This is a genomic window from Achromobacter sp. T5-5 (assembly GCF_055397965.1).
Genome location: NZ_AP027919.1, coordinates 5,716,965 through 5,739,016 on the forward strand (window position 1 = coordinate 5,716,965; position 22,052 = coordinate 5,739,016).

The 22,052-nt window shown below is 68.5% G+C and carries 14 protein-coding genes and 1 pseudogene; 3 read left to right on the forward strand and 12 right to left on the reverse strand.

Annotated elements, in window-relative coordinates; all coding sequences use genetic code 11:
* Window positions 1-23: 23 nt before the first annotated feature.
* The 7 genes and pseudogenes from ACZ50Q_RS25830 to ACZ50Q_RS25860 form a co-directional block, all read right to left on the reverse strand.
* Window positions 24-1,589, reverse strand: coding sequence for an efflux transporter outer membrane subunit (locus ACZ50Q_RS25830; RefSeq protein WP_464079934.1), 1,566 nt, complete (start codon window positions 1,587-1,589; stop codon window positions 24-26).
* Window positions 1,586-4,699, reverse strand: a complete 3,114-nt coding sequence (locus ACZ50Q_RS25835) for a multidrug efflux RND transporter permease subunit (RefSeq protein ID WP_464079935.1) — start codon at window positions 4,697-4,699, stop codon at window positions 1,586-1,588. Before ACZ50Q_RS25835 ends, ACZ50Q_RS25830 begins: the two co-directional genes overlap by 4 nt.
* Window positions 4,696-7,794 (reverse strand): MdtB/MuxB family multidrug efflux RND transporter permease subunit, encoded by a 3,099-nt coding sequence (locus tag ACZ50Q_RS25840; RefSeq protein ID WP_464079936.1) that lies wholly within the window; start codon window positions 7,792-7,794, stop codon window positions 4,696-4,698. The genes ACZ50Q_RS25835 and ACZ50Q_RS25840 overlap by 4 nt, the downstream gene beginning before the upstream one ends.
* 12 nt (window positions 7,795-7,806) lie before the next feature.
* Window positions 7,807-9,072, reverse strand: coding sequence for an MdtA/MuxA family multidrug efflux RND transporter periplasmic adaptor subunit (locus ACZ50Q_RS25845; RefSeq protein WP_464079937.1), 1,266 nt, complete (start codon window positions 9,070-9,072; stop codon window positions 7,807-7,809).
* Window positions 9,073-9,205: 133 nt separating this feature from the next.
* A complete protein-coding gene (zapD, locus tag ACZ50Q_RS25850; protein WP_092579905.1) occupies window positions 9,206-9,958 on the reverse strand; it encodes a cell division protein ZapD in 753 nt (250 codons plus the stop codon).
* Window positions 9,955-10,648 (reverse strand): annotated as a pseudogene (gene coaE, locus ACZ50Q_RS25855) (dephospho-CoA kinase). Before coaE ends, zapD begins: the two are co-directional and overlap by 4 nt.
* Before the next feature lie 103 nt (window positions 10,649-10,751).
* Complete coding sequence (locus ACZ50Q_RS25860; RefSeq protein WP_464079938.1) at window positions 10,752-11,600, reverse strand: prepilin peptidase; 849 nt, start codon at window positions 11,598-11,600, stop codon at window positions 10,752-10,754.
* Between the two features lie 202 nt (window positions 11,601-11,802).
* Between ACZ50Q_RS25860 and ACZ50Q_RS25865 the strand changes: the two genes are divergently transcribed.
* Window positions 11,803-12,585 carry a copper resistance protein NlpE N-terminal domain-containing protein gene (locus ACZ50Q_RS25865; RefSeq protein ID WP_092579909.1) on the forward strand — a complete coding sequence of 261 codons (783 nt, stop codon included), beginning with the start codon at window positions 11,803-11,805 and terminating at the stop codon, window positions 12,583-12,585.
* An 83-nt stretch (window positions 12,586-12,668) separates the two neighbouring features.
* Here the strand turns inward: ACZ50Q_RS25865 and ACZ50Q_RS25870 are convergent, their stop codons facing one another.
* The 4 genes from ACZ50Q_RS25870 to ACZ50Q_RS25885 form a co-directional block, all read right to left on the reverse strand.
* Complete coding sequence (locus tag ACZ50Q_RS25870) at window positions 12,669-13,127, reverse strand: response regulator transcription factor (RefSeq protein WP_464079939.1); 459 nt, start codon at window positions 13,125-13,127, stop codon at window positions 12,669-12,671.
* Window positions 13,128-13,257: 130 nt separating this feature from the next.
* Window positions 13,258-14,112 (reverse strand): pantoate--beta-alanine ligase, encoded by an 855-nt coding sequence (gene panC / locus ACZ50Q_RS25875; protein ID WP_464079940.1) that lies wholly within the window; start codon window positions 14,110-14,112, stop codon window positions 13,258-13,260.
* 34 nt (window positions 14,113-14,146) lie between these two features.
* Window positions 14,147-15,037 carry a segregation and condensation protein A gene (locus ACZ50Q_RS25880; RefSeq protein WP_076518667.1) on the reverse strand — a complete coding sequence of 297 codons (891 nt, stop codon included), beginning with the start codon at window positions 15,035-15,037 and terminating at the stop codon, window positions 14,147-14,149.
* A gap of 16 nt (window positions 15,038-15,053) precedes the next feature.
* The gene (locus ACZ50Q_RS25885; protein WP_092579915.1) at window positions 15,054-15,242 is read right to left on the reverse strand and encodes a DUF3460 family protein; all 189 of its coding nucleotides are present in this window, start codon (window positions 15,240-15,242) and stop codon (window positions 15,054-15,056) included.
* Window positions 15,243-15,340: 98 nt separating this feature from the next.
* Between ACZ50Q_RS25885 and ACZ50Q_RS25890 the strand changes: the two genes are divergently transcribed.
* Together ACZ50Q_RS25890 and glpK are read left to right on the forward strand one after the other, a co-directional pair.
* Window positions 15,341-16,795 carry a DHA2 family efflux MFS transporter permease subunit gene (locus tag ACZ50Q_RS25890; protein ID WP_464079941.1) on the forward strand — a complete coding sequence of 485 codons (1,455 nt, stop codon included), beginning with the start codon at window positions 15,341-15,343 and terminating at the stop codon, window positions 16,793-16,795.
* Window positions 16,782-18,308, forward strand: coding sequence for a glycerol kinase GlpK (gene glpK, locus ACZ50Q_RS25895; protein ID WP_464079942.1), 1,527 nt, complete (start codon window positions 16,782-16,784; stop codon window positions 18,306-18,308). Before ACZ50Q_RS25890 ends, glpK begins: the two co-directional genes overlap by 14 nt.
* 30 nt (window positions 18,309-18,338) lie before the next feature.
* Here the strand turns inward: glpK and ACZ50Q_RS25900 are convergent, their stop codons facing one another.
* On the reverse strand, window positions 18,339-21,953 hold the full coding sequence (locus tag ACZ50Q_RS25900) for an indolepyruvate ferredoxin oxidoreductase family protein (protein ID WP_464079943.1): 3,615 nt from the start codon (window positions 21,951-21,953) through the stop codon (window positions 18,339-18,341).
* Window positions 21,954-22,052 lie beyond the last annotated feature (99 nt).

Genomic DNA, 22,052 nt, shown 5'->3' on the forward strand with positions numbered 1-22,052 from the left:
GTGCGGAGCCTTGACCGCCGCAACTAGGGAGACCGGGGCGCGGCGGACTGGGCCGGGGGGGACTGGGCCGGGAGACTCTGCGACCCGGAAGCCTGCGGCCCCGGGGTCTGCGCCGCGTCCGCGCGCGCGGTCTGCTCCGCCGGCAGGCCTTCCCACCCGCCGCCCAGCGCGACGATCAGGTTGACGCTGGCCAGCAGCCGGTCGCCCAGCAGGCTCAGGGCGTTGCGTTCGCTGTTGAGCGCCGTGGCGTCCACCACGGCCACGCTCAGGTAGTCGACCAGGCCGGCCTTGTACTGGTTCTGGATCAGGCGCAGCGATTCGCGCGCCGATTCCAGCGCGCGGCGCTGCACGATCTGCTCCTGTTCCATCACGCGTAGCTGGATCAGGTAGTCCTCGACCTCGCGCAGGCCGGTCAGGGCCGCCTGGCGGTAGGCCGCCGCCTGCGCGTCGTACGACGCGCGGGCCTGTTCGACCTGGGCCTCGCGCGCGCCGCCGTCGAAGATCGTCAAGGCCAGCGCCGGGCCCAGGGACCAGAAGCGCGCGGGCGCGGTCAGCAGCTCGGCGAACTCGCCATTGCGAAAACCGCCGTCGGCCGACAGGATCAGGCTCGGGAACCAGGCGGACTGCGCCACGCCGATCTGCGCATTGGCGGCGGCGGCGCGGCGCTCTGCGGCCGCCACGTCGGGACGGCGCTCCAGCAGCTCGGACGGCAGGCCGACCGGTATCTGCGGCAGCTTCAGCGCGAAGACCGCCGGCGGCAGGCTGAACTGCGACGGCGCCTGGCCCATCAGCACGGCGATCGCATGCTCGTACTGCCCGCGCTGCCAGTCCAGGTCGATGGATTGCGCGCGCGTGCTTTCGAGCTGCGTGCGCGCCACGGCCACGTCGGCCTGGCCCGCAACGCCGACCTCGTAGCGGTTCTGCGTGAGCTGCAAGGACTTTTCATAGGCGGCCACGGTCGCGTCCAGCAGGCGCTTCTGCTCGTCCAGCACGCGCAATTGCAGATAGGTCTGGGCCAGCGCCGCCTGCGCGCTCAAGCGGGTCGCGCCCAGGTCGGCCAGGCTGGCGGCCGCGCTGGCTTCCGAGGATTCGACGCTGCGGCGCACGCGGCCCCAGAGGTCCAGCTCCCAGCTCACGCTGCCCGTGACCGAATACTGGTTGTACACGCTGCTGCCCGATCCGGACGACGAGCCGCTCTGGCCGCCGCTGCCCGCGCGCGTCATCCCCGCCCCTGCCCCGACGGTGGGATAAAAGCCCGAGCGCGCGCCGCGCACCAGTCCCAGCGCCTGGCGGTAGTTGGCCTCGGCCTGGGCGATGGTCTGGTTGGACGCGTTCAGCCGGTCCATCAGCCCGTTCAGGACGGGGTCGTCATAGACTTTCCACCACTCGCCGCGCTCGGCCTGGTCGCGCGGCTGCGCCGGTTTCCAGCCGGGCACTTCGACCTGGCCTTCCTTGTAGGCGGCGCCCACGTCCAGCGCCGGGCGCTGGTAGTCGGGCCCGACCGCGCAGGCGCCCAGCAGCGCGCACAGCGCAATCGTGGCCGCGGCGCGGGGAAGGCAGGCGTGGTGAAACGGCTTGGTACGGATCATGTGTGTTCGATGGAAGCGGATTTCCCGCCCCGCGAAGCGCGCCGGCGCGCGGCCCACAGGCGGAAGCGGTCCAGGTAAAGATAGACCACGGGCGTGGTGTACAGCGTCAGGATCTGGCTCAGCACCAGACCGCCCACGATGGTAATGCCCAGCGGCTGGCGCATCTCGACGCCCGCGCCGGTGGCCAGCACCAGCGGCAGCGCGCCGAAGATGGCCGCCATGGTCGTCATCATGATGGGGCGAAAGCGCGTCAGGCACGCCTGGAAGATGGCGTCGCGCGGCGTCATGCCGTGGTGGCGCTCGGCGTCCAGCGCAAAGTCCACCATCATGATGGCGTTCTTCTTGACGATGCCGATCAGGAGGAACACCCCGATCAGCGCGATCAGCGTGAAGTCGTAGCGCACCAGCAGCAGCGCGAGCAGCGCGCCCAGGCCCGCCGACGGCAGGGTGGACAGGATGGTGAGCGGATGGACGAAGCTCTCGTACAGGATGCCCAGCACGATGTACATGGTGACCAGCGCGGCCAGGATCAGCCAGGGCTGCTGCGCCAGCGTTTCCTGCAGCGCGGCGGCGGTGCCCTGGAAGCCCGCCTGGATCTGGTCGGACGGCAGGCCGATGCGGGCCACGGCGTTGTCGATGGCGGCCGTCGCCTGCCCCAGCGACACGCCGGGCGCGAGGCTGAACGAGATGGTGTCGGCCACGAACAGGCCCTGGTGACTGACGCTGAGCGGCGCGTTGGCGTTTTCGAGCTTGGTGAACGCCGACAGCGGCACGCGCGCGCCGTCCGCCGTGATGACCTCGACCTGGCGCAGCGATTGGATGTCCTGCGCGAACTTCGGGTCCACGCCCAGCACCACGTGGTACTGGTTGAGCGGCCCATACATGACCGACACCTGGCGCTGGCTGAACGAATTGTTCAGCACCGTGGAGATGGTGGCCATGCTGATGCCCAGCCGCGTCGCGGCTTCCCGGTCGATGACCAGGTTGATCTCACGGCCGCGGTCCTCGACGTCGGCGTCGACGTCGGTGATCTCCGGGATTGTGGCCATGGCCTGCTGCACCTTGGGCATCCAGGTGCGCAGCAGTTGCAGGTCGCCGGACATCAGGGTGTAGTCGTAGGACCCCTGGCTCTGGCGTCCGCCGATGCGGATGTCCTGCTGCGACACCAGGAACATGCGCGCGCCCGCCATGTTCTGCAGCTTGGCGCGCAGGCGGTTGATGACCACGTCGGCCGACACCTTGCGTTCTTCCAGGGGCTTGAGCTGGATCTGCATGAAGCTGCTGTTGCTGCCGCCGCGTCCGCCCGCGTAGCCCGTCATGCTCTGCACGGCCGGGTCGGCCAGCACCACCTTGCGCAGCGCCTCCAGCTTGGGCACCGTGGCCTGGAACGACGTGCCCTGGTCCACGCGGAAAAATCCCAGGAGCTGGCCGGTGTCCTGCTGCGGGAAGAAGCCCTTGGGCACCACGGTGTACAGGTAGATGTTCAGGCCTACGGCGACCGCCAGGGTCAGCATCATCAGGCGGCCGTGCGCCAGCGCCCAGCCCAGCGACATGCGATAGCCGTCCTGCATGGACTCGAAGGCGCGCTCGGACCAGCGCGCCAGGCGGCCCTGCGGCTTCTCATCCTTGGGCTCCGGGCGCAGCAGGCGCGCGCACATCATGGGCGTGAGCGTCAGCGACACCACCAGCGACACCAGGATGGCGGCCGACAGGGTCACGGCGAACTCGCGGAACAGGCGTCCGACCACGCCGCCCATCAGCAGGATGGGGATGAACACCGCCACCAGCGACAGGCTCATCGACAGCACCGTGAAGCCCACCTCGCGCGAACCGCGCAGCGCGGCGCGCATCGGCGACATGCCGCGCTCGACGTGCCGCATGATGTTTTCGAGCACCACGATGGCGTCGTCCACCACGAAGCCCGTGGCCACGATCAGGGCCATGAGCGAGATGGTGTTCAGCGTGTAGCCGCACAGGTACATGATGCAGAACGTGCCGATCAGCGACACCGGCACCGCCACGCTGGGGATGATGGCCGCCCGCCAGCGGCGCAGGAACAGCAGCACCACCAGCACCACCAGTCCCACGGCGATGACGAGCGTCAGCTCGGCCTCGTGGAGCGACGCGCGGATGCTGGGGGTACGGTCCTGCGCGACCGTCATGCTGACGTCGGCCGGCATCAGCGCCTGCAGCACCGGAAGCTGCGCGCGCACGGCGTCCACGGCTTCGATGATGTTGGCGTCCGCCTGCCGCCGCACGACCATCAGGATGGCGTTGCGGTCGTTGTAGAAGCCGGTCTGGTAGAGGTCTTCGACCGAGTCCTCGACCCTGGCCACGTCGGATACGCGCACCGGCCTGCCGTCGCGCCAGGCCACGATCAGCGGCCGGTATTGCTCGGCCCGGCTGAGCTGGTCGCTGACCATGATCTGCCAGTGGTAGCGGTCGTTCTCGAGCACGCCCTTGGGCCGGTTGGCATTGGCATTGGCCAGCGTGGCGCGCAGCTCGTCCAGCGACACGCCCTGGTTGGCCAGCGCCCCAGGCAACACCGTGACACGCACGGCGGGCAGCGAACTGCCGCCGACCGTGACTTCGCCCACGCCGTCCACCTGCGAGAGCTTCTGCGCCACGATGGTGGAGGCCAGGTCGTAGAGCTGGCCCTGGCTGAGCGTGCCGGACGTCAGCGCCAGGGTCATGATCGGCGCGTCGGACGGATTGGACTTGTGATACGTGGGATTGCTGCGCAGGCCGGTGGGCAGCAGCGAGCGCGCCGCGTTGATGGCCGCCTGCACGTCGCGCGCGGCGCCGTTGATGTCGCGCGACAGGTCGAACTGCAGCGTGATGCGGGTGGAGCCCTGCGAGCTGCGCGACGTCATTTCGGTGACGCCCGCGATGCTGCCCAGCGACCGCTCCAGCGGCGTGGCGACGCTGGACGCCATGGTCTCGGGGCTGGCGCCGGGCAGGCTGGCCGACACGGAAATGGTGGGGATGTCGACCTGCGGCAGCGGGGCCACCGGCAACAGGAAAAACGCCAGCATGCCGGCCATCACGACCGCCAGGCTCAGCAGCGTGGTCGCCACCGGCCGGACGATGAACGGGGCCGACAGGATCATCGGGCGTCTCCGGCGGGCGCCGACGCGGCGCCGCGCCAGCGGCGGGACATGCGGTCGAACATCAGGTAGATGACCGGCGTGGTGAACAGCGTCAGCACTTGCGACAGCAGCAGGCCGCCCACCATGACCAGGCCCAGCGGCTGGCGCAATTCAGCGCCCGTGCCGGTGGACAGCATCAGCGGCAAGGCGCCGAACAGCGCGGCCAGCGTGGTCATCAGGATAGGCCGAAAGCGCAGCAGCGCGGCCTCGTGGATGGCCTCGCGGGGCGACAGGCCGCGCTTGCGCTCGGCGTCCAGCGCGAAGTCGATCATCATGATGGCGTTTTTCTTGACGATGCCGATCAGCAAGATGATCCCGATGATGCCGATCATGTCGAGCTCGGTGCCGCTGATCAGCAGCGCCAGCAGCGCCCCCACGCCCGCGGACGGCAGCGTGGACAGGATGGTGATGGGATGGATGTAGCTTTCGTACAGCACGCCCAGCACGATGTACATCGTGACCACGGCGGCCAGGATCAGCCACAGCGTGCTGGACAGCGAATTCTGGAACGCCAGCGCCGCGCCCTGGAAGCGCGTTTCCACCCCGGCCGGCATGCCGATCTCGGCCTCGGCCGCCACGATGTTCTGCACGGCATCGGACAGCGACGCGCCCGGCGCCAGGTTGAACGACACCGTCACCATGGGGAACTGGTCGAGCCGGTTGACGGCCAGCACCGTCCTGCCTTCGCTGATGTGCGCCACGGACGACAGCGGCACCTGCGCCCCCGAGGACGTGGGCACGTGGATCTGGCCCAGCGCGCTGGGCGACATCTGGAACTGCGGCTGCACCTCCAGCACCACCCGGTACTGGTTGGACTGCGTGAAGATCGTGGAAATCAGCCGCTGCCCGAAGGCGTTGTAGAGCGCCTCGTCGATGACGGCGGCCGTGATGCCCAGGCGCGAGGCCGCGTCGCGGTCGATCTCGACCCAGGTCTGCAGGCCGTCGTCCTGCAGGTCGTCGGTGACGTCCATCAGCCCGGGCACGCTGCGCAGGCGGTCGACCAGCTTGGGCGTCCATTCGCTCAGGACCTTGAGGTCCGGATTGGACAAGGTCATCTGATACTGCGTGCGGCTAACCCGGTCTTCGATGGTCAGGTCCTGCACCGGCTGCATGTAGACGGTCAGGCCGTCCTGGCGGTTCAGGGTCTCCTGCAGCCGGGCCATCACGGCGCGCAGGTCGCTGCTGCGCTCGGCCTGGGGTTTCAGCGCGATCTGCATGCGGCCGGCGCTGAGCGTGGCGTTGCTGCCGTCCACGCCAATGAACGACGACACGGCCTGCACGTCGGGATCTTCCAGCACCAGACGAGCGGCGGCCTGCTGGCGCTCGGACATGGCGGCAAAGGAGATGGACTGCGGCGCCTGCGTGATGGCCTGGATGAGACCGGTGTCCTGCTGCGGGAAAAAGCCCTTGGGCACCACGAGGTACAGCAGCACGGTCAACGCGAACGTGGCCACCGCCACCACCAGGGTCAGCGTCTGGTGGCGCAGCACGACCTGCAGCATGCGGTCATACGCGGCGATGACGCGGTCGATGAAGGCGCCCGTGGCCTGGTGAAAGCGTCCGTGCCGGGTCTCGGATTCCGGGCGCAGCAGGCGCGCGCACATCATGGGGGTGAGGGTCAGCGACACCACCAGCGAAATCAGGATGGCCACCGCCAGCGTGATCGCGAATTCGCGGAACAGGCGGCCCACGACCTCCGTCATGAAGAGCAGCGGGATCAGCACGGCGATCAGCGACAGGGTCAGCGAGATCAGCGTGAAGCCGATCTGCGAGGCGCCCTTGAGCGCGGCCTGCATCGGCTTCTCGCCTTCCTCGATGTGGCGCGCGATGTTTTCGATCATGACGATGGCGTCGTCCACCACGAAGCCCGTGGCGATCGTCAGCGCCATCAGCGTCAGGTTGTTGATGGAAAAGCCCGCCAGATACATGATCCCGAACGTGCCCACCAAAGACAGCGGCACGACGACGCTGGGGATCAGCGTGGCCGTCAGGCTGCGCAGGAAGATGAAGGTCACCATGACCACCAGCCCCACCGCCAGCAGCATCTCGAACTGCACGTCGGCGACGGAGTCGCGGATGGTCTGGGTGCGGTCGGACACCACGGCCACGTCCAGCGTGGCCGGCAGCGCGGCGCGCAGTTGCGGCATCAGCGCCTGGATGCGGTCGACCACGTCGATCACGTTGGCCCCCGGCTGGCGCTGGATGTTCAGCAGAATGGCGGGCTTGTCGCCAGCCCACGCGGCCTGCCGGGTGTCTTCCGCGCCTTCGACGGCGCGCGCCACGTCGGCCAGGCGCAGCGGCGCGCCGTTCTTGTACGCGATGATCAGGCTGTTGTAGTCGGTGGGCGACTTGAGCTGGTCATTGGCGTTGATGGTGGTGGAGCGCTGCGGCCCGTCCAGGTTGCCCTTGGGCTGGTTGACGTTGGCGCCGACGATGGCGGTGCGCAGGTCCGACAGCGACAGGCCATTGGCCGCCAGCGCCTGCGGGTTCACCTGGACCCGCACGGCCGGCCGCTGGCCGCCCGCCACGCTGACCAGGCCCACGCCGGGAATCTGCGACAGCTTCTGCGCGACGCGCGTGTCGACCAGATCGCGAACCTGCGGCAGCGGCATGGTGGGCGAGGTGATCGCCAGCGTCAGCACGGCCGCGTCCGCGGGGTTGACCTTGTTGTAGGTGGGCGGCACCGGCAGGTCGGACGGCAGCAGGTTCGAGGCGGCGTTGATCGCCGCCTGCACCTGCTGCTCGGCCACGTCCAGCGGCAGGGTCAGGTTGAACTGCAGCGTGATGACCGACGCGCCGCCCGAACTGGTGGACGACATCTGGTTCAGGCCGGGCATCTGGCCGAACTGCCGCTCCAGGGGCGAGGTGACCAGGGAGGTCATCACGTCGGGACTGGCCCCGGGGTACAGCGTCACGACCTGGATCGTCGGGTAGTCCACTTCCGGCAATGCGGAAACGGGCAGGAACCGGTAGGCGATGAGGCCCGCGATCAGGATGGCCACCATGGACAGCGTGGTGGCCACGGGGCGCAGGATGAAAAGGCGCGACGGGCTCACGGCGTTCTCGGCTTATTTGGAGGCGGGCGTGGTGCCGGCCGGCGCGCCCGCGCCCAGCGTCTTGTCGCGGGTGGCGGGAATGACCTGGGCGCCGCCCACGATTTCCACCTTGGCGCCCGCGCGCAGGCGGTCGGTGCCTTCGGTGACGACGCGGTCGCCCGGCTGCAGACCTTCATTGACGGCGACCATGCCGCTGTTGATGGCGCCCAGCTTCACCTGGCGCACCGCGATCGTGTCGTCGGGCTGCACCAGGAACACGAACGCGCCGGCCGAGCCCTGCTGGACGGCCGCCGTCGGGATGGCGGTCACGTTCTTGCGGGTCAGGACGTGCAGCCGCACGTTGACGAACTGGTTCGGAAAAAGCGCGTCGTCGGTATTGTCGAACCGGGCCTTGAGCTTGAGCGTCCCGGTCGCGACGTCGATCTGGTTGTCCAGCGTTTCCAGGGTGCCCGTCGCAATGCGGCGGGTGTCGGCCCGGTCATAGGCATCGACCGCCAGCGTCTTGCCGGCGGCCAGTTCGGCGCGCACGTCGGGCAACTGGGTTTCAGGCAGCGTGAACACTACGGAAATCGGCTGGGTCTGGGTAATCACCACCAGGCCGTTGGTGTCCGAGCTGGACACGAGGTTGCCGCGGTCGACCTGGCGCAGGCCGAGCCGCCCGCTGATGGGCGCGGTGATGCGCGCGTAGTCGAGCTGCAGCTTGGCGTTGTCGACGTTGGCCTGGTCGCTCTTGACCGCGCCCTCGTACTGGCGCACCAGCGCGGCCTGGGTATCGACCTGCTGGCGGGCGATGGAGTCCTGCTTGTACAGGGCCTGGTAGCGCTGCAGGTCGCGCTTGGCGTTTTCAAGCTGCGCAAGGTTCTGCATCTGCGTGCCGCGGGCCTGGTCCAGGGCGACCTGGAACGCGCGCGGATCGACCTGCGCCAGCAGGTCGCCGGCCTTGACTTGCTGGCCCTCCTGGAAAGCAACGTCCACCAGCTCGCCGCTGACGCGGCTTCTGACGGTGACGGTGTTGTAGGCGGTGACGGTGCCCAGCGAGCGCAGGAAGATGTCGATGTCCTGCTGGGTGGCGGTGGCGATACGAACCGGGACAGGCATGTTGGCCATGGCCGCCATGGGCGGCCTGCCGCCGGGGCGCCCGCCAGGCCCGCCCTGCTTGGCCGAAGGCCGCAGCACCATCCAGGCGATTGCCGCAACAACGAGCAGCAGCAGGACCAGGCCGACGATGCGGCGGCGGCTCCAGCGGGCGGATGGGGATACAGGACGGCTATCGGACATGGAAACGGTTCCGGCACACTCGGAAGGAAAGCCGTATTGTCTACTAGACCGTCCCGGTTTCGACGCCCGGGGCCCTCAGGCTGAAACTACCCGCAACAGCTATCCGGGCAGCGAAACCGTGCGTAACTTGCGCCTACGAACTGCACAGGGTCATCGCGAAAGGCACGTCGCGCGCCACCTGCTGGGGCTTGAACTCCCCATCCTGAGTGGAAAAACGTATCCAGATCATGTACTTATTGGCGCTGATCTCGGGAAAGACCCCTTGCGTGGGATCCACCCAAACGCGCAGGAGCTGGAACTGCTTGCCGCCCAGCATCTGCTGGTAGGCGCCCTGCTCGGCGACGATGTCGGTCTTGCGCCCGGACTCGCGCAACAGGCGCAGCGCCAGCGTCAGGCCGTCATAGAGCGGGACGAAGGGCGACACCCAGGCCTGCAGGTCCGCGCACCGGGCGGCCTCGGACTTGTTCTGCCAGGCATAGTAGGAAGGCATGTCCACCTGCGTGGCGCTGCCCGGCACCGACAGCCGGCCGCGCAGGCTGGTGAGCCATTCGTTTTCGCGCAGCGACTGGCCGGTCTTGCCGGGCGCGGCCAGCGCGCCGGCCACCCTTTCCAGATCGCGCAGCATGCTTTCGAGCGCGTCCTGCGCCACGCCGGGATGATCGCGCAGGCCGACCAGCGCAAGGCGCTGGCGTTCGAGGTCTTGCAACACCGATCCCTTCACGTCGGTGCGTTCGCACGCATCGAGCAGATCGAACAGTGACGTGACGGCAACCTGATGCTGGCGTGAGTCACCCTCGCGAGCAAAGAAGAACAGCCTGTCGAACAGGTATTCCAGCCGCAGATAAGCACGGATGCGCTCATTGAAGGGATATTCGTAGACGATCACGCTGTTTTACAGGCCCTATCAGTGGTTGGCCGGCGGGGCCAAGAATTTTCAGGGGTGCCGGCAGCCGCTGGCTTACCGGCCCGTCGTGGCCGCCAGCGCCAGCCAGCGGTCATGCAGGATCAACGCCCGCGCGCGCAACTGGTCCGGCGTTGTCGTGGCGTCGTTGAGTATGACGTCATCGGCGACCTCCAGCCGGCGTGCCCGCGCAGCCTGTGCCGCCATGATACGCCGGATGTCAGGCTCCGTCAGCCCGCTGCGCTGACGCACCCGGGCCACCTGCGTATCGGGATCGCAATCGACCACGCAGATACGATCCACGCGCGAGCGCCAACGGTCCAGGGACTCGACCAGCAGCGGCACCACGAAGACGAGATACGATCCGCGCGCGGCGGCGGCCTGGCGCTCGGTCTCGCGGCCGATGGCCGGATGCAGCACGGCCTCCAGGCGCCGTCGCACCTGCGGGTCGGCGAACGCCTGCGCGCGCATCCAGGCGCGGTCGAGCGCGCCCTCGGGCGTCAGCGCCTGCGGACCGAATTCGCGTTCGATGGCCGGCATGGCGGCGCCCCCCGCGGCGGTGAGCGCATGCGCGATCGCGTCGGTATCGACCAGGGCCGCGCCCCACTGCGCCAACAGGTCCGCCACGCGGGATTTGCCCGATCCGATGCCGCCCGTAAGACCGATCTTGAACATGCTGCCTTTCCTCAGTTTGCGTTGATGGCGGCTGCCTTGCCGAGTCCGGCGCGCAGGCCATTCGGTTCACGTCTGCCGGGGTTCACGTCTGCCGGGTTCACGTCTAACGCATGAACCCCAGCACGCCCTGGTCGCCGCCCAGCAGCAGCATGACCAGGCCCGCCAACGCCAGATACGGTCCGAAGGGCAAGGGCTGGCCGCGGCTGGCGCGGCCGGCCAGGGTCAGCGCCCCGCCGATCAGCACGCCCACCAGCGACGCGCTGAGCAGCAGCATGGGCAAGGCTTCGATGCCGAACCATGCGCCCAGCGCCGCCAGCAGCTTGAAGTCGCCCTGGCCCATGCCTTCGCGCCCGGTCAGCAGACGGAACACATGAAAGATAACCCACAGGAACAGATAGCCGGCCACCGCGCCGATCACCGCGGTCTGCAGGCTGGTGAACGCCCCGAACAAATTGACCAGCAGGCCCGCCCACAGCAGCGGCTGGGTCAGGACGTCGGGCAGCAGCGTCGATTCCAGGTCGATCCAGGCCAGCGCCACCAAGGCCGCCGACAGGCCCATGGCCGCCAGGGCGATCGGCGTCGCGCCAAAGCGCACCGCGCAGGCCGCGAACAGCGCGCAGCTCAGGAGTTCGATGGCGGGATAGCGCCACCCGATGGGCGCGTGGCAGGCAACGCACCGCCCGCGCAGCAGCAGCCAGCCCAGCACCGGGATCCGTCCCACGCCGGTGACCGGCGCCTTGCAGGCAGGACAATGCGAGGCCGGCGACAGCAGGCCATAGCGGTCCGCGGGCCGCGGCTTGCCCATGGCGTCCAGACACTGCGCCTGCCATTCGCGTTCCATCATGCGTGGCAGCCGATGGGTCAGCACCGTCAGCCAGTTGCCGACGAACAGGCCGGCCAGCGCGGCCACGCCGATGAAGACGCCCGCAGGCATGTCGAAGACTTGCCACATCGCGGTCACGCCGTTTGCAGGTTTGGACGCGCCTGCCCATCCGCCTTGCCGGCGATGGCGCAAGGGATGAGTGGCCGCCCGCGGCCATGTCGTAATTTGTGCATAAGCGCCGGCGATATCCTGGAACGGCTTAGGGGAACGTATCGAATCTTCGCATAAGTGCGTAAAATCGGAGACAGACTCAATTCACGGATAAGCTGCCATGGCCGCGCGCGTCGACATCGTTTCCCGCTCCCGCAAACTCAGCGTCATGGGGCTGCTGCTAGCGGGCACCGTGGTAGGCGTATCGGGCTGCGCCAAGCAGAAAGCCGAAGGCTATTACGACCTGCCCCCCGAAAGCACCGTCACCGACGCGCAGTATCAGGGCTCCGGCGCGGGTTACCGCAGCGTCATCCGCGCCCCGTCGCAGGTGCAGATCGAGCTCAAGCCCGACGCGCGCCGTCAACAGAACCAGAATCAGCAGGCCGTCCCGGCCGGCCAGACCACCGAAGACGGCCAGGCCATGCCCGAAGGCGCCGACACCGGCGCGGGCGGCTCCGGCGGCGCATCGGCCCCGGCGGCCGCGGCCCCCGCCCCGGCGCAAAGCGGCATCACGCACAGCCTGGTGCCGCAGCCCCAGACCTATATGGGCACCCTGCCGTGTTTTTCGCCGGCCATGCAGTGCACGGCGCAGCGCGTGACGCTGACCCTGGCGCCCAACGGCCGTTGGCGCGGCCGCACGGCCTACCTGGACAACGACCCCAAGAAGGGGCCCCCGGTATCCGAGCAGGGCTGCTGGGACGCCACCGACGAACGCCCGCCCCGCGTCATCCTGATGGACGGCCAGGGCAACGTCCGCGTGGAATTCGTGGTCGCGGCCAACAACGTGCTGCGCGTGCGGTCCATCGGCGGCCAGACTCCCAACCTGAATTACAACCTGACCCGCCAGCCGGATCTGGACCCGATCGACGAATTGGCCAGCGCCCCGGCGCCCAAGTGCCCTTGATGCCTCGTCGCGACAACTGACCGCCGCATTGCCGGCACAAGATAGCCCGGGCCTGACGGACGCCATGTTCGCCAGGCCCGGATTCATTTTGGGCTCCATTCGGGCGGATGCGCGCCTGCGCGTTGCGGGCCCGACGGTGCAGGTGAATCGGGCGGTGCAGGCGAACCGGGCGGCGTAGGCGGACCGGGCGGCGCAGGCGGACAGGGGTCGTAGGCGCGGACGGGCTCGTGCAGGACCCGGGTATCCAGGGCCGGTCGGTCCGGCGGCGGCAGCGGGTGGTGGGCTGCGCGTTGCGCCCCCGGCACCGGCGAGGCGCCCGATCGGGCATGCGCGCACAGGCGGCAGGCAAGCTGCATGGCGTTGCGGGCGTCGAGCTTGGCGAAGATGCGGGCCCGATGGGCCTCTACCGTGCGCAGGGAAATGCCCAGGTCAATGGCGATGACCTTGTTGGCGCGGCCCGCCGCCACGTACTCCACGATCTGGCGTTCGCGGGCGGTCAGGGAGGACAGGACGGTGTCGAGATCTGGATGGGGAGAGAGCATGGGGCGACTCGCTTGCAACGGAGGATTGCAAGCAGTCTGCGCCGCCAGCGCGCTATGCGTAAGCTGGCAATTCTGACAGGGGCGGATGAAAACGCCCCTCCCCGGCGGGCCGGGTAATTCGGCCGGGAAATCAGGCCGTGTAGGCCAGTTCCAGATTGTCGATCAGGCGCGTGGAACCCAGCTTGGCGGCGGCCAGCGCCACGACGGGTTCGCCGGCCTGCAGGTCGGCGGCCTCGGGGCGCTTGAGGTCGCGCTGGCGGCGCAGGGCCACGTAATCCACCTTCCAGCCGCGCCGCGTCAGGCGGTCGGCGGCTTCGCGTTCCAGCGCGGCGGCGTCGCGTTCGCCCGCGGCCAGCCGGCGGCCGATCTCCTGCAGCTCGGCGTACAGGGCCGGCGCCTCGGCGCGCTCGGCGTCGGTCAGGTAGCGGTTGCGGGACGACAGCGCCAGGCCGTCGGCCGCGCGCACGGTCTCGTGGGCCAGCACCTCGACCGGCAGCTGGAACTGGCGGCACATGTTGCGCACCACCATGAGCTGCTGGTAGTCCTTCTTGCCGAAGACCGCCACGCGCGGCTGCACGCAGGAAAACAGCTTGAGCACGACGGTGCTGACGCCCGCGAAAAAGCCGGGGCGGAACTCGCCTTCCAGGATGTCGCCCAGGTCGTCCGGGGGCTGCACGCGGTAGCTCTGCGGCTCGGGATACATTTCGCGCTCGTTGGGCGCGAACAGCACATAGACGTCGCGGGCCGCTTCGAGCTTTTCGATGTCGGCGGCCAGCGTGCGGGGATATTGGTCGAAATCCTCGTTCGGCCCGAACTGCAGGCGGTTCACGAAAATGCTGGCGACGACGGGATCGCCGTGCTGGCGCGCCAGCTTCATCAGCGCAAGGTGGCCTTCGTGCAGGTTGCCCATGGTGGGCACGAACGACACGCGGTTCTGGCCGCGCAGGTGATCCCGCAATTCCTGGATGGTGTGTACGACTTTCAAGGGACTCTCCGGGGTGGGTGGCAGCCCGATAGGATCAGGCCGCGACCGCCGCCACGCTGGTGTAGGCCAGGCGCACGTAGATCGGAGCATACGGCTCCGCCTGCGTGATCTCCAGCAACGATTCGCGCGCCAGCTCCAGCATGGCGATGAAATGCACGACGACGACCGCCGCGGGCGCGCCCTCGCGGATGCGCTCCATGAACAGGTCGCCGAACTCCATGAAACGCACGTCGTTCAGCCGGCGCAGGATGTGCGTCATGTGATCGCGCACCGAGAGCTGCTCGCGCGTGATGTGATGGTGCTGGTTCAGCTTGGCGCGCTTCATGATGTCGGCCCAGGCCGCGCGCAGGTCGTCCACGCTGACGTCGGGCAGCGCGCGCTCGACGCTCAGGTCGGCCACGGCCTGGCTGCTGACGAAATCGCGGCCCAGCTGTGGCAGCTTGTCGAGCTTCTGGGCGGCCAGCTTCATCTGCTCATATTCGAGCAGGCGGCGGACCAGTTCGGCGCGGGGATCCTCGGGCTCTTCGCCGGTGTCGGTCTTCTTGACCGGCAGCAGCATGCGCGACTTGATTTCGATGAGCATGGCCGCCATCAGCAGGTATTCGGCGGCCAGTTCGAGGTTGGTGATGCGGATCTGGTCCACATACGACAGATACTGCCGCGTGACATCCGCCATGGGGATGTCCAGAACGTTGAAGTTCTGCTTGCGGATCAGGTAGAGCAACAGGTCCAGCGGCCCTTCGAAGGCTTCGAGGAAGACTTCCAGCGCATCGGGCGGGATGTACAGGTCCGTCGGCATCTGGAACAGCGGCTCGCCATACAGGCGCGCGAACGCCACGCTGTCGATGGTGTCGGGCGTGCTGTCGACGGACGGTTCCACTAGCTTGGCCAGGGCATCGCCCGGCACCGAGGGGGTCTGGACCATGTTTGCCGCAAGGGTATCAGTCTGCCTGATACACGTACGGCCGTTGCGGCACGCGGGCCGCGCGGAAGCCTTCGAGCAGTTCCTGGTCCTGCGGCTTGTCCCAGAGGCGGGCGCGTCCCTCGCGCTGGCGCTCTTCGGTGCCAGGATGGGATTTCTTGTAGTCCTTCAGGAACTGGGTGATCTCGGATTCGTAGTTGGTTGCCATGGCACCAATTTCAGTGGGTTTCGGATGCCCCGAGTTTACTTCACGGCGGCCCGATCCCCGGCGTTACAATCGTCAGGCTCCCATCGCCGCCTTCCGACATGCCCGCAGAATCCGCCGCCGCAGCCCGCCCCGTCCCGCCTTCATCCCCGGACGCGGTACGCGCGGCGCGCATGATCCCCTTCATTGTCGGGTGCGCCCTCTTCATGCAGATGCTGGACGCCACGGTGGTGGCGACCGCCCTGCCCGCCATGGCCCGGGCGCTGGGATCCACCCCGGTGCGGCTCAACGTGGCCATCACCTCGTACCTGCTGGCCGTCGCCGTCTTCGTGCCCATCAGCGGCTGGGCGGCCGACCGCTACGGCGCCCGGCGGGTGTTCATCGCCGCGATCGGCCTGTTCACCCTCAGTTCCGTCGCCTGCGCCCTGTCGCAGGACCTGCCGCAGCTCGTGCTGGCGCGCATCGTCCAGGGCATGGCGGGCGCCATGATGGTGCCGGTCGGACGGATCATCCTGCTGCGCACCGTTCCCAAGCACGACCTGCTCAAGGCCATGTCCTTCCTGTCGATTCCGGCGCTGCTGGGGCCCGTGATCGGCCCGCCGCTGGGCGGTTTCATGGTCACGTATATGTCGTGGCACTGGATTTTCCTGATCAACATCCCGATCGGCATCCTGGGCATCTGCCTCGTGCTGCGCTTTGTCGCGGAGATCCGCGAAACAGGGACGCCCCGGCTGGACTGGATCGGGTTCCTGCTCAGCGCCACCTGCCTGGCCACGCTGGTCAGCGGCTTCGAGGCCATCGGCCGCGACGTGATGCCGCTGCCCCTGCTGCTGGGCCTGATCGCCGTGGGCATCGTCTGCGGCCTGCTCTATGGCGTGCACGCCCGCCGCGTCGAGCATCCCATCATCGACCTGTCCCTGATGCGGATCCCCACTTTCGCCATCTCCACCCTGGGCGGCAACCTGTGCCGCTTCGCCGTGGGCGCCACGCCGTTCCTCCTGGCCATGCTGCTGCAGGTGGGCTTCGGCCTCACGCCGTTTTCGGCCGGCCTCATCACCTTCGCCAGCGCCGCCGGCGCGCTGCTGATGAAATTCGTCGCCACCCCCATCGTGCAGCGCTTCGGCTTTCGGCGCGTGCTGACCCTGAACGCGCTGCTGACGGGCGCCTTCATCATCGTCTGCGGCGCCTTCAATGCGGCCACCCCGGTGTGGCTGATGATCGCCATCCTGCTGGTGGGCGGCTTCTTCCGGTCGTTGCAGTTCACGGGGGTAAATACGCTAACCTATGCCGACATCCCCGCTTCCAAAATGAGCCGCGCCAGCAGCTTCTCGGCGATGGCGCAGCAACTGGGCATCACCTTGGGCGTCGGGGTGGCCGCGGTCACGCTGAACATCAGCATGTCATTGCGCGGCGCCGAAACGCTGGCCGTCAGCGACGTGGTCGCGGGCTTTGTCGTCATCGGCCTGCTGTGCATGGCATCGACCTTCTCCTTTAGACGCCTCGACCCGCTGGCCGGGGCACACCTGAACGGCGCGAAAAACAGTGACGACGAATGAATTTGTCCTAGCCCTGGACCAGGGCACGACCAGCTCCCGGGCCATCGTGTTCGACCGCGACTGCGTGGTCCGCGGCGTCGGCCAACGCGAATTCCGCCAGCACTACCCGCGTCCGGGCTGGGTCGAACACGATGCCAACGAGATCTGGCACAGCCAGCTCGACGTCGCCCGCGAGGCCCTGCGCAATGCCGGGGCCACGGCGGCCGACATCGCCGCCATCGGCATCACCAACCAGCGCGAAACCACCCTCATCTGGGAACGCGCCACCGGCCGCCCGCTGGCCCGCGCCATCGTCTGGCAGGACCGCCGCACCGCGCCCCTGTGCGACAAGCTGCGCCAGGACGGCCACGGCGACTTCCTGCAGGCGCGCACCGGCCTGGTCGTCGACGCCTATTTCTCGGGCACCAAACTGGCATGGCTGCTGGAGCACGTGCCCGGCGCGCGCCGCATGGCCGAACGCGGCGAGCTGGCCTTCGGTACCGTCGACACCTGGCTCATCTGGCAACTGACCGGCGGCGCCGTCCACAGCACCGACCCCAGCAACGCCTCGCGCACCATGCTCTTTGACCTGCACACGCAGGACTGGAACGACGACATCCTGGCGCTGCTGGACATCCCGCGCAGCGTCCTGCCCCAGATCGCGCCCAGCAGCGCCATCGTCGGCGACGCCCTGCCCGAATGGCTGGGCGGCTCCGTGCCCATCGCCGGCGTCGCGGGCGACCAGCAGGCCGCCACGTTCGGCCAGGCCTGCTTCACGCCGGGCATGGCCAAGAACACCTACGGCACCGGCTGCTTCATGCTGATGAACGTCGGCGACAAGCCCGTCCAGTCCAGGAACAACCTGCTGTCCACCGTCGGCTGGGGCCTGCCCCAACCCGGCCAGGACAAATGGAAACCCGCCTACATGCTGGAAGGCGGCGTCTTCGTGGCCGGCGCCGCGGTTCAATGGCTGCGCGACGGCCTGGGCATCATCCAGCGGTCCGAAGACATCGAATCCCTGGCCGCCAGCGTCTCGGACACCGACGACGTCTTCATGGTCCCCGCCTTCGCCGGCCTGGGCGCCCCGCACTGGGACCCCTACGCCCGCGGCACCCTGGTGGGCCTGACCCGCGGCACGACCCGCGCCCACATCGCCCGCGCCACGCTGGAATCCATCGCCCTGCAAAGCGCCGAACTGCTGACCTGCATGGACGCCGACAGCGGCATCGCGCTGACCGAGCTGCGCGTGGACGGCGGCGCCGCCCGCAACGACCTCCTGATGCAGATGCAGGCCGACATCCTGGGCGTGCCGGTCGTGCGCCCCCGCGTCCCCGAATCCACCGCCCTGGGCGCGGCCGGCCTGGCGGGCCTGGCGGTCGGCTTCTGGTCCGGCCAGGACGAATTCGCCTCGAAGTGGCACGCCGAACGCACGTTCGAACCTACCTGGCCCCAGTCCGTCAGGGACGCCCGCATGAAACGCTGGCGCCAGGCGGTGGAACTGTCGAAAGGCTGGTCCGCAGGGGCGGGGAAGTAGGGGCGGGGGGAAGACGGGCGGCGGCGGCCATCAGGCCGCCCGCACCCCGATCGCCACCACCCTTGCGCTGAAGTCCTTCAACAACTCCTCCCGCATCGCCTCCGCCCGCGCCATCGACGCCTCCTTGACGTGCCCGTATCCCCGGATCTCTTCGGGCACGCTGGCCAACGCCACCGCCCGATCCAGATTCCCCCGGTTCAGCTTCGACAGGATCGCCGTCATCGTCTCGCGGTACTCGCGGATCAGTTCGCGCTCGGCCCGCCGCTCCTGCGTATAGCCGAACGGATCGAACCGGGACCCCCGCAGGAACCGCATCCGGGCCAGCGCCCGGAACACCTTCAGCATCCCGGGCCCATACGCCCGCTTCACCAGATGCCCGTCCTTGTCGCGCCGCGCCAACACGGGCGGCGCCAGGTGAAAGCGCAGCTTCCAGTCCCCTTCGAACTGCTCGCCCACCCGCTTCAGGAACTCGCCGTCCGAATACAGCCGGGCCACCTCGTACTCGTCCTTGTACGCCATCAGCTTGAAGTAATAGCGCGCCACCGCCAGCGCCAGCCGGCTGGTGCCCGTGGCCTCGCGCTCGGCATGCGCCACCTTGTCCACCAGATCCGTGTACTGCTTCGCGTAGGCGTCGTTTTGATACTGCGCCAGGAACGCCTTACGCACCGCCACCACCTGCGCCAGTTCCCCGGCGGGCTGTTTCAGGTCGACCACCGGGCCCGGCGCGCGCGGCCGCGTGATCTCGATGATGTCCTCCGGCGGCGCGGGCGGCACCCCGCCCGTGGCCATCAGGCGCGCCACCGCCGCCGGCTCGTACGCCGCGCGCCGGCCCCACGCAAACGCGGCAAGATTGGCCGCCACCTGCTGGCCGTTCAGCTCGATCGCGCGCAACAGCGCCTCGCGCGACAGCGGAATCCAGCCCTTCTGGAAGGCATAGCCCATCATGAGCGGATTCGAATAGATGGCGTCGCCCAGCAGCACCACCGCCATCGCCGCCGCATCCACCGCGTCCAGATTGTCCTTGCCGCAGGCATCCCGCAGATCCGCCGTCAGCGAGGTCCCCGGCAGCGTCCAGGACGGGTTGGACACGAAGGCCGCTGTCGGCGCGGTCTCGCTGTTCAGCAGGACGCGCGTGCGGCCGGGGCTCACCCTGGCCATCGCGTCGGCACTCGTCGCCACCACCAGGTCGCCGGCCAGCAACAGATCGGCCTCGCCCATCGCCACCCGCGTGTTCAGCAGGTGATCGGGCGTGCCGGCCAGCACGACGTGCGAAAACACCGCGCCGCCCTTCTGCGCCAGCCCCGCCATGTCCAGCACCGAACAGCCCTTGCCCTCCAGGTGCGCGGCCATGCCCAGTAGCTGGCCGATGGTCACCACCCCCGTGCCGCCCACCCCCGCGATAAAAACGCCATAGGGCTGCGCCAGGTTCTGCAGACGCGGCAGGGGCACGTCCTCGTCGGGCGCGCCGCCCGCCTGCGCCAGCGCGGCCGGCTTTCTGAGCTTGCCGCCTTCAACGGTGACCAGGCTCGGGCAAAAGCCCTTCAGACAGGAGAAATCCTTGTTGCAGCTGGACTGGTTGATCTTGCGCTTGCGCCCGAACTCCGTTTCCAGCGGCTCCACGGACAGGCAGTTCGATTTCGTGGAGCAGTCGCCGCAGCCCTCGCACACCCGTTCGTTGATGACCACGCGCCGCGCCGGATCGGGATATGCGCCGCGCTTGCGGCGGCGGCGTTTTTCGGTCGCGCAGGTCTGGTCGTAGACCAGCACCGACACGCCGGGATGTTCGCGCAGTTCGCGCATCACCGCGTCCAGTTCGTCGCGGTGGCGCACCGGCACGCCCGGCGCCAGATCGGACACGTCCAGGTATTTGCCAGGATCGTCGGTCACGACCACGATCTTCTCGATGCCCTCGGCCGCCACCTGGCGCGTGATCATCGGCACGCTGATCGGGCCGTCCACGGGCTGCCCGCCCGTCATGGCCACCGCGTCGTTGAAGAGGATCTTGTAGGTGATGGGCGCCTTGGCCGCCACGGCCGCGCGTATCGCCAGCAGTCCGGAATGGAAATACGTGCCGTCGCCCAGGTTTGCGAAGACGTGCTTTTCCGTGGTGAATGGCGCCTGGCCCAGCCACGGCACGCCCTCGCCGCCCATCTGCGTGTAGACGTCGGTGCTGCGGTCCATCCACCTCACCATGTAGTGGCAGCCGATGCCGGCCATGCCGCGCGAGCCCTCCGGCAGGCGCGTCGACGTGTTGTGCGGACAGCCCGAACAGAACCAGGGCTTGCGCTCTTCGACGACGCGCGGGCGCGCCAAAGCCTCCTCGCGCGCGCGGATGAATGCCAGCCGCGCCTCGATGCCCGCGCGCACGTCGTCCGGCAGGTCAAAGCGCAGCAGGCGCGCCGCGATCGCCTTGGCGACCATGGCGGGCGAGAACTCGTAATGCGCGGGCAGCAGCCAGTTGCCCTGCGGCACCGACCATTCGCCGCCGTCCTTGTCGTCGAACTTGCCCACCACGCGGGGAATCTTCTTGCCGCTGCCGATCCAGCTGAACAGCTCTTCCTTCAACTGGTATTCCAGCACCTGGCGCTTTTCCTCGACCACCAGGATCTCGTCCAGCCCTTCGGCGAATTGCTGCGTGCCCGCGGATTCCAGCGGCCACACCATGCCCACCTTGAACAGCCGCAGGCCGATGCGCCGGCACACGTCTTCGGACAGGCCCAGGTCCGCCAGCGCCTGGCGCGTATCCAGGTAGGCCTTGCCCGAAGTCATGATGCCGAAGCGCGCATCGGCCTGCGGCACGTGCCAGGGTTCGCGGTTCAGCCCGTTGGCGCGGGCATAGGCCAGCGCGGCATACAGCTTGTAGTCCAGCAGCCGCGCTTCCTGCTGCAGCGGCGTATCGGGCAACCGGATGTTCAGGCCGTCGGGCGGAAGCAGGAAATCCTCGGGCATCGCGATGCGCACGCGATGCGGATCCACATCGACCGATGCCGACACCTCGACGATGTCGGTGATGCACTTCATGCCCACCCACACGCCCGCATAGCGGCTCATCGCCCAGCCATGCAGGCCGTAATCCAGCACTTCCTGGACGCTGGACGGAAACAGCACCGGGATCATGCAGGCCTTGAGGATGTGATCGCTCTGGTGCGGCAGCGTGGAGGACTTGGCCGGGTGATCGTCGCCCGCCACCACCAGCACGCCGCCGTGGCGCGAGGTGCCGGCCGCGTTGGCGTGCTTGAAGACGTCGCCGCAGCGGTCCACGCCCGGGCCCTTGCCGTACCACATGCCGTAGACCCCTTCGTACTTCGCGCCGGGAAACAGATTGACCTGCTGCGTGCCCCACACGGCGGTGGCGGCCAGGTCTTCGTTGATGCCGGGCTGGAACTCAACGTGGTGCGCCTTCAGGTGCGCGGCCGCCTTCCACATGTTCTGGTCGACGCCGCCCAGCGGCGAGCCCCGGTAGCCCGACACGAAGCCGGCCGTGTTCAAGCCCGCCCGCAGGTCGCGCACCCGCTGCATCATGGGCAGGCGCACCAGGGCATGGATGCCGCTCATCCAGGCGCGGCCGGATTCCCGGGTGTATTTGTCGTCGAGCTGGACGGATTCGAGCGCCGCGCGGACGGCGGGCGTAAGGGGGGCATTCATGTCTACTCCAAGCTCTGATGCCCCCACCAGCTTCTCGCGGCGCCCCAAAGAACGCGCGCGGGCCAACAAGGGCCGTGAAAGTGAAGTCCTGATGCGTTC

Excerpts from the sequence above, each read along its gene's own strand:
- ACZ50Q_RS25830 (WP_464079934.1), bottom strand. The coding sequence starts at position 1,589 with ATGATCCGTACCAAGCCGTTTCACCACGCCTGCCTTCCCCGCGCCGCG.
- ACZ50Q_RS25835 (WP_464079935.1), bottom strand. The coding sequence starts at position 4,699 with ATGATCCTGTCGGCCCCGTTCATCGTCCGGCCGGTGGCGACCACGCTG.
- ACZ50Q_RS25845 (WP_464079937.1), bottom strand. The coding sequence starts at position 9,072 with ATGTCCGATAGCCGTCCTGTATCCCCATCCGCCCGCTGGAGCCGCCGC.
- ACZ50Q_RS25860 (WP_464079938.1), bottom strand. The coding sequence starts at position 11,600 with ATGTGGCAAGTCTTCGACATGCCTGCGGGCGTCTTCATCGGCGTGGCC.
- ACZ50Q_RS25865 (WP_092579909.1), top strand. The coding sequence starts at position 11,803 with ATGGCCGCGCGCGTCGACATCGTTTCCCGCTCCCGCAAACTCAGCGTC.
- ACZ50Q_RS25870 (WP_464079939.1), bottom strand. The coding sequence starts at position 13,127 with ATGCTCTCTCCCCATCCAGATCTCGACACCGTCCTGTCCTCCCTGACC.
- ACZ50Q_RS25880 (WP_076518667.1), bottom strand. The coding sequence starts at position 15,037 with ATGGTCCAGACCCCCTCGGTGCCGGGCGATGCCCTGGCCAAGCTAGTG.
- ACZ50Q_RS25885 (WP_092579915.1), bottom strand. The coding sequence starts at position 15,242 with ATGGCAACCAACTACGAATCCGAGATCACCCAGTTCCTGAAGGACTAC.
- ACZ50Q_RS25890 (WP_464079941.1), top strand. The coding sequence starts at position 15,341 with ATGCCCGCAGAATCCGCCGCCGCAGCCCGCCCCGTCCCGCCTTCATCC.
- ACZ50Q_RS25900 (WP_464079943.1), bottom strand. The coding sequence starts at position 21,953 with ATGAATGCCCCCCTTACGCCCGCCGTCCGCGCGGCGCTCGAATCCGTC.